General features: G+C 51.5%; 4 protein-coding genes and 1 pseudogene. 1 reads left to right on the top strand and 4 read right to left on the bottom strand.

Annotation, left to right across the window (positions count from 1 at the left end):
* Window positions 1-4,829, bottom strand: a pseudogene (locus BLP79_RS19310) (hypothetical protein); the annotation flags it as partial.
* Window positions 4,830-5,085: 256 nt separating this feature from the next.
* Complete coding sequence (locus BLP79_RS19305; protein WP_090221325.1) at window positions 5,086-5,550, bottom strand: hypothetical protein; 465 nt, start codon at window positions 5,548-5,550, stop codon at window positions 5,086-5,088.
* Between the two features lie 179 nt (window positions 5,551-5,729).
* Here BLP79_RS19305 and BLP79_RS19300 point away from each other — a divergent pair, with 179 nt between their 5' ends.
* A complete protein-coding gene (locus BLP79_RS19300) occupies window positions 5,730-5,933 on the top strand; it encodes a type II toxin-antitoxin system RelE/ParE family toxin (protein WP_232716524.1) in 204 nt (67 codons plus the stop codon).
* A 4-nt stretch (window positions 5,934-5,937) separates the two neighbouring features.
* Here the strand turns inward: BLP79_RS19300 and BLP79_RS19295 are convergent, their stop codons facing one another.
* Complete coding sequence (locus tag BLP79_RS19295; RefSeq protein ID WP_090221323.1) at window positions 5,938-6,285, bottom strand: ATP-binding domain-containing protein; 348 nt, start codon at window positions 6,283-6,285, stop codon at window positions 5,938-5,940.
* 117 nt (window positions 6,286-6,402) lie between these two features.
* Window positions 6,403-8,610, bottom strand: a 2,208-nt coding sequence (locus BLP79_RS19290) for an AAA family ATPase (RefSeq protein WP_090221322.1), incomplete at its 5' end; no start/stop codon positions are given.

Below are 8,610 nucleotides of genomic sequence, written 5' to 3'. Positions count from 1 at the left end.
CCAGTTCCGCCGTGAAGGCGATCACTGCCCGTACCGTCGATGAGAAGGTCATTGCCTTCACGCCCATAGAGCCGGTCGTTGCCACTGCGACCTTCGATGCGATCTGCGCCAGACGCACCATGCAACTCGCCACCGCTGCTGCGCGCTGTGATGACGGTATAGCCAGCATCTGCACCGCCACCATTGTCTGGGTTTCCATTGTCTAAATCGACTTCAGCGAAGATAAAATTGGAAACGCCGAAATTAGACGCGGCGACTTGACGAACCTCGAGATCTTCGGAACCATACCGGATACGCGTGTGATTGCCATCTTGGGTAATGCTCAATTCTGAAAAGCTGATCGCTCCCCAGGCGGAAATATCTATAATGTCTTGGCCAAAACTGAAGTTGTATATTTCGTCTTTGATATCGTCAGCGGCCATAATAAAGATATCACGGCCTGAACCTCCATCCATCTGATCACGACCATCGCCGTCATAAAAACGGTCATTTCCGCTCGTACCTATCAGACGAGTATCGTTGCGATCGTTTTCAGATGTGCCGAAGACATCAGTGTAACCATTGTTACTTTCTTCGGGCATAGTATCTTGTTCAGCTGTGTCATTCACACCCACATCAAAGATAAAACTAGATCTTGTCACGTCTGAAATGGAGGTGTCATGAATTTCCGCCAGCCTGGCGCCATGGCGGATTTGTACGTTCTCGCCCTCCTGAGCCATTGACAACTCGGATAAACTGGTAACCCCCCAACTCGAAATATCGATGACATCTTCGCCGGAGATAAAATTGAATATTGAATTCACGATTTGGGAATTTGTCATGACAAAATGATCATGCCCGATGTCGCCGTCATGATAAGTTATGCGTGCGGTACTTGGATCTGACTCCGCAGACGCGGAGGAAACTTCACTAGCTTCAGAAAATCTGAAATTATTTTCCGTGAGCTCGGATGCATTAGTGTTTTGTAGTTCAATTAACTCTGCACCATACCGAATACGCGCATTAGAACCATGTTGTGAAATCCGTAGTTCCAAATGAGAGGTAATATCAGACGCAGAAATATCAATTACATCATGCGCAACGGAGAAGTCAGTGATAACGTCCCTTTCGCCATCACTGCTCATAACAAAAAGATCTCTTCCATCTCCTCCAGAAAGATGATCGTTTCCTGTTCCGTCCGCTAGGGTATCGTTGCCACCAGCGCCTTCTAGTGTGTCAGAACCACTGCCACCAAAGAGGGCATCATTCCCAGTTCCACCATTAAATTGGTCATCACCGTAGGAACCCGACATTGTGTCGTGCCCGTTACCGCCCGCAACGGTATCTGAGTTGAGACTGCTATCCTCTTCACCTGAATCGTCGTCGGCTTCTCCTGAAAAGACGTCATCGCCGTCGCCTAGCGATACGGAGTCGTTTCCATTTCCTCCCCAAACGCGATCGTCTCCTGAACCCGCATAAATACGGTCATTTCCTGCACCGCCATGGACTGCATCATGACCGCCCTCTGCACGAAGCGTGTCGTTGCCGTCTGCTCCTTCTAGAACGTTATCAATTGAGTTGCCCGTAAGGCGATCCGCATGGTTAGAGCCTAAAACGTTTTCAATGTTAGAAATGCTGTCGCCTTGAGCATCTCCGCCTGTTGCAGTGCCGCTTTCCAAATTAACGGTTACACCAGATTCGGATGCTGAATAGGAGACCAAATCAAGAATTCCGCCTCCACCGTTCAAGATGTCAGCGCCGCTTCCGCCTTCGAGGGTATCTCGCCCACTTCCGCCAAGTAGGCGGTCATTGCCGTTCCCCCCCGTAAGCCAATCGTCCCCGTCATCACCGCTGAGAGAGTCATATCCATCGCCGCCGTACAAAAAGTCAAGACCGTCGCCTCCGAGAAGTGTGTCGCGGCCAACACCTCCGAGAAGTTCGTCCGCACCATAGCTACCATCAAGATGATCATGGCCTGTACCCCCAACGAGCAGGTCAGACCCTAAATCTCCGTGGAGATGATCATTCCCGCCATTGCCAAAGAGTTGGTCATCTCCATCGTCACCAGATACACTGTCATCGTCTTCGCCTCCCGAGAGAACATCGTCCCCTGTGCCCCCGGAAAGGGTATCAGCTCCTTCACCGCCTAAAACGGTGTCACGTCCAGATCCGCCATTGGCGATATCGTTTCCTTCATCTGAAACGAGATAGTCGGCTCCTGCGCCGCCCATGAGGCTGTCGTTACCACGGCCACCTCTTACAGCATCTGAACCTGCGGAACCATTTAAAGTATCATTTCCGTCGTTTCCTAAAATTTCATCACGACCCGCGCCGCCAACTATACTGTCGGCATTGTCGTTACCGCGCAGGGTATCATTGCCGATCCAGCCGCGTAGAAATTCATCTTCATAGTGTCCACGCCAACGGGTCTCGGTCCAGTCAACTTGGTCGCCATTCCGTCTCGTGACCAGTTCAGACCACCAAAACTCTCCATCTGAACGCGTTGTGAAATCACCCTCTCCGAAGACGCGATCGTCATGAGAACGCACATAAGAGGTGCTGGTATCAGAACTTCTGTCCGTACTAAGTGCGCGCGAGACGCCGTCAGAAAACGTAACTGTTTCAATATCCTGCAGATCAATCAGAGAAATGGTACGCCCATTGTCATCATGACGCATTATCTGCCATTGATTCCCGGAGATATGATCTATCGAAGAGTACTCTGTGGAAGTTGCATCAATGAAAACAGTATCATCTCCGACCCCACCTTGGATAATGGCCCAGCCTCTCGAATATGGTGAGTCATCTTGAGAAGTTTGTTGCACACGAAAAATGTCATTCCCGGCACCACCTAGCAGGCGATCGTCACCACTCCAGAAGAAAAGCAGATCATGTCCACCACCGCCTTGCAGAATGTCATCTCCGAAGCCACCGTTTAGAGTGTCGTTACCTCGACCGCCATCAAGCCTATCGTCTCCGGACGCCCCAGCCAGCCAGTCGGTTCCATGTCCGCCAGACAATTGATCATCGCCATATCCACCAAGAACAGAGTCGTGCTGATCTCCTCCAGATAAGAAATCGTCCCCACCTTGTCCATACAAGCGATCATGGCCCAGATTCCCGAATATTTGATCTCCGCCGCGTCCCCCATTTACAATATCGGCACCATTGTCACCGCTTAGTAAATCACCGCCAGCACCTCCTGTAATGGTGTCGTTGCCACCACCTCCAGATATCGCGACTTCACCATATAAGCCTTCAGCTGAGAAGAAATCAGCTCGATCACTGCCGGTAGCTCCTTCCAGATTGTGGTTGGATAACTCAATATTGACACCTTCGTCACCCACCACAATTATATGATCGGTGCCATAACCACCGTCTACGATGCCTGTTGCAAAGTCTGCAGCATCCACAAAAAGGATATCGTTTCCACCCCAACCCCGAACAAAATCACTTCCGGCACCCCCAGACAACAAGTCATCATTGTTGCCGCCTGCAATTGTATCGTCTCCGCTGCCCCCAGAAATTTGAACAGATCTCGAATGCCCTCCGGCGACCAGCGCGTTATCTCTTGAGTCTCCAACTGCTCCATCTAGAACGGCATCATCCAGATTGATATTTGCAGATGCAGACCCTTCAAGCTCAGCAATTCTTGAAACTTCACCGGTCTCAAACTCTATAGAATACCCTTGATCTGTTTCAACACGACGCCACCCCTCCGTCGCGTAGCTGAGTGCAACATCACCAACACCACCCGCGACAACTTCACCATCACGAGTATACGAAGCTAGACCGGACAGCGTATTCCCGAAAACAGTAATGTCATCGTCATGGTCGTCGTAGTCTGACCCATCATCATAAGTTAAGTTAATTTCTGATATTCCCCAATCCTCAAGGGATCGAAGTTCGCCGTCATCTGTCTCGCCATCCTGATCTAGATCTTGCCAGATCTTCAACTCATTCCAAACATCATCCTCAGCTGTCAAAACGCCATCTTCATTGATATCAAAGGCACGTCGTAAGCCTTGGAGATCCGTATCTCCATCATTTCCCCAAAGCGCAAAAGAAAGTTCTCGCGCTTGATTTATATTTCCATCGCCAGACCCACGCGAGCCGTCTGCGTTGAGATCAATAACAAGAAAACCATCATCGCTGGCCGCCCAAAACGTTTGTTCCCTAAAGCCGTCGCCATCGACGTCAAAGAACGTTTGCCCACGGACATTGATCTCAACACCGTCTCCATCAAGATCAAAGATCACAGGAATGTTTGCCCCGGTTATATCTCCGGTAAAAGTGCCTCCACCGCCAGCATCAAACGTAAAGCCGCCACCTCCAGGGGATGGAGTGGTGTTACCACCTGCCACGTCATCTAAAGACGGGGCCTCGTCTGGTCCCTCATCTGGTGAAGTCGGTATATCCGGACTACCACCGGTGGAAGGTGGTTCATCTCGGTCATCATCCCCGCCACGACCTTCGTTACTGCTAACAGAGTCGGTGTCTGAACTTGAGGAGCTGTTCTCGATATTGGCTCCACGTACATCTTCCAGTGATATTTCTGGGTTAGTTCCGTCGTTCCTTGGGTTGCCATCATAACTAGATGCTATGCCTGAGTCTGGACCGGTGAAAGGAAACTGTCCTTGCCTATAGTCTAATGTCCAATCGGCTTCATTGCCCACGGCTTGAACGTGCTGCGTAGCTTTTTTCCTAATTTCATCGTCGATGTTAACGACACCACTATATAACGCTCCGGCACCGTTTACCATAGCTTGTGCCGGAGCAGAGGCACCAGCTGTTGCTATCACCGCAGCGACCGTGAAACCTAGCTCTCCAAGGGTTTCGGCAATTTCCACATCCCGCTCAAATTTCACCACGCCCTATGCAAAAGCAGATACCGCTTCTAGCTCAGCGTCTGTCATATTGCTCAAATCACTGAAAGAAATGCCTGCAAATATATCTCTATCCATAATCCCAAATACTCCGTTTTAAAACGCCTATAATTCGAAATCTGGTCAATATGGGAAGGAAAAAGACAACCTTATAAATAAGGTCGATTTAGAATTTGGCGTTATTTTAGATACCCATCCCCTTTGATGGATTAAGAGGTAATTACTCTAAGTGGTTCTCTATTAGTTCAAGTAGATAACTGGGCTCGTATTGACCTGGATCCAATATTATGGAACCATATGAGCTTATGTAATAAGCACCTCCACCACAATTAACCCCATGGCTAAAACTGTCTCTTGTAGATTTTGCGATTCCAGTTACTAAGTTTATTCCTATTGCTGCACCATGAACTGGAGAATTGATCAAGGAAACCCCAGAGATATAATTGTGTGGGATTTTTATTTTCACCCTGGCAGCCTGATTTGAGCTATAACATTTCCTATTAAACCTCTTATCAATAGATATTCCTGTCTTGCTGATCGCAACATCAACCTCCAGTTTCCCATCGCGCAATGGACTTTCCAAAGATATCTCGAACTGCCTAAATTCAGATCCTTCGGGTAGAATTGGGTAGGAAAAAATTGCAACTAAAACTGCAATAAGCATTACGTCTCTTAACTTTGACATGCAAATAGCCTCAGTGCTCAATGCTAAATTTTGCCACTAGAGAATATAACTCAGGCAAGGATCTTATTTTCTTTAGATTAGAGATTTTAGTAAATTATGTCTATCGATAATATTGATTTTATTGATGGGGTGTATGCTTCCCTCCCTGGCAGCAACCGAATGTGCCGATGCGATACTTGTTGAGGTTACCTCATGAGGAGAAAGAATCCATATCCATTATCGCCGACACACCTGAACTGGCGCGGCTTCGGTTTGAGATCTCACCGCCGGTACGCATCCATCACGTTGAATCCCATGTGATTGTCTATCTGACGGACGAGTGCGGCGTGCGGATCTTGCGCATCCGTCACCATCGCGAGAACTGGAGCGACCGTCCATATTGATCGGTCAGCCCATGCTGGGGCCAGCGCGGGGTCTGTGGTGGTATTGCTCTTGCGTGCGCTGTCGGTGATCTCTGTCCTGCGCCCATTTTGGCAGATCGCTTTGATCCAGATATAGCTGTAGGTCTGATTTGTGCCGGGTCATGGCGACATAGGCCAGGTGATGGTCCATGCTGCGCGAGGCGAGCACATAGGCCTTATCCACGGTTGCGCCTTGTGATTTATGGATCGTGACCGCGTAGCCATGGTCAAAATGCTGATACTTTTGGGTATTTATACGCAGATCACGCTTTGGATCATCATCAAGGGTGACCTTTAACTCGCCTTGACTGACCTCTGTCACCGTGCCCAGCATACCGTTTTTGACGCCCAGATCCTTGTCGTTCTTGCTAAAGGCCAGCCGACCCCCGGCGGCAAAGGCGCGTGGGCCGGTTTCCGTGTGGTAGAGATGTTCAATGTCTGGCGGTTGCCCTTAGCGCAGTTGGGCGCGTATGGCTTGGTTCAGCGCGTGCACGTCCTTGCGTTTATGCGCCAAGGCAAGCCGTGATTTCCGTGCCCCGTGTGCCGCCACATCCATGACGTAAGACGCTGCGAGGTGATCAATCGCCTCTTCCTTGGAGGTGTTCGTCGTGACAGCTTGTTTCTCAGCATAGCGCGTCAGGGCTTGGTGGCTGCGCCCCTCGGCCAGATCTTTGGAGGCCTGTTTGTGCCAGTCCGCTTTTTGTCGGTGGATTTCCGTCAGGCGTGCCGCACCGTATTGCTTAACCAGATCTCGGAAGGGCGTGCCTGCCTCAATCGGTTGCAGTTGCTCAGGGTCGCCAACCAAGACCAGCTTGGCCCCAATCTCATTTATCTGTTTTGTAATCCGCGCCAGTTGACGGGTGCCGATCATACCGGCTTCATCCACCACCAGCACATCGCCTTTGGAAATCGGGCTGTGGCCGTTCTTCCAGGAGAGTTCCAGTGAGGCCAGCGTGCGGCTGGGAATACCGGATGCACCTTCCAGACCTTCGGCGGCCTTTCCGGCCAGTGCGGCCCCGTGAACACGCAGGCCTTGCTGTTCCCAAGCCATACGCGCGGTGTCCAGCAGGGTGCTTTTGCCCGCACCCGCGAGCCCGACAACGGAGGCCATGTGATTGTCGCCCAGTACATGGTGCAGGGCACCGCGTTGTTCCTGGCTCAGTTTGCCGCCAAAATCCTGCATCATGCGTCTGTCCTGATCTGCCATGGCACGGGTGATGTGCTGGTCTTGAACCTGAAAGCCGCCTTGTTCTTTCAGTTTGGTGGCTGAGGTATTCAGTTGTGCTTCTGCCTTTTGATAGTCTTTGGTGGTGAAACGCGGCTGCAATGTACTGGTGCTTTGCAGAGGCACCAATTCACCTGAGGCCATGGCCGTGCGTGTTGCTGCCTGCAGCTCCATGGGGTCCGGCAAGACCTGCGCCAATGCCCGCAGCACATCGGTGCGGGTGAAGTCAGCCTTTTTCTGCGAGATATGATCCAGCACCAGCGCAGGATCTTTGCGCAACTGTTTGGCTGTATACGGCAGCGCTTCGGGACGGATTTGGAGACGTTGTTCGGGATCTGTGCTGCGGCCAAAGATTGGCTGCAGGGATCGCTCGTGTGCATGCTGATCTAACGCGCGGCGTTCCGCCAGATGGCGTGTGATTAAGGCCTGTTGCTCTGCGCGATCCGTAGCCTTGGCGGCCTTCGCCTCAGACAGGACCTTGTCTCTTTTGACCACATCCTGCCCGGTCATGCGATCAAACAGGGCGCGCAATCCTCGGCCAGCACTCTGTCGTTGGGCCAACAAACGGTCACGCTGCCGCTGGATCTGTCGTTCAATCAGTGCCTCACGTTCCTGCCGTTGCCGGATCACCAGCTCATCCCGCTGCTTTTGAAACAGAGGAGATGATTTTTGTTTCTTTGGCGCTGGCAGGTCTTTGGCCTGCGAAAGAACATCCTCAACCGAGGGCAGCCGGTCTTCTGAGCCCAGACGTTGGCGCAGATCCTTTGGGCGCACGCCACACCAACGCGACAGCGACCAGATCTTACCATCGCCATCCACGGCCACAAAACCACGCCGCGAGCCACGCGCCAGCAGAAAACCTTCCTCCTGCAGGGCAGCTGCAAAGCTGTTCAGATCATCTGATTGCGCCCAACAGGATTGAAACTTCGCTTTCAACGCTTTGGGATCACGGTCCGCGCGTTTCGCCTGTCCTGCCTCTTGGCGGGAATAGTTCAGCGGATCGCGATCCTCAAACCGCTTGAACCCATCGGGCATGTCCCAGCCCTGATCCTGATAGATCTCGCGCGACAGCCCCATCAGCTTGCGTTTGAAATGGGGCAGCTGAATTGCGGTCATGCTCTTGGGGTCAATGCGCGACCATACACAATGGGCGTGGCGACGCCCGTTTTTCTCATGAAATACAATCGCGCGGGGCTGTCCAGAAAGCCCAAGCCGTGCCTCAGCATCAGAAATGGCCTGTTCAAAGACCTCAATCGGCACATTTGCCTCAAGGGGCGGATTGAAAGACATGGAAAACAGATATTTCCGGCAGCGGGTGCCCGAGGCAATCATCTCAACTTCCGCAAAAGCGCTGGCCAGATCATGGCTCAAAAAGCCCTCGACACGATGCAGGGTCACATGATCATTGTCGCGCGGGTTCATCAAATGCCGCGC

This window comes from Epibacterium ulvae (assembly GCF_900102795.1).
GTDB lineage: Bacteria > Pseudomonadota > Alphaproteobacteria > Rhodobacterales > Rhodobacteraceae > Epibacterium > Epibacterium ulvae.
This window is presented reverse-complemented; position numbering and strand designations above follow the sequence as displayed.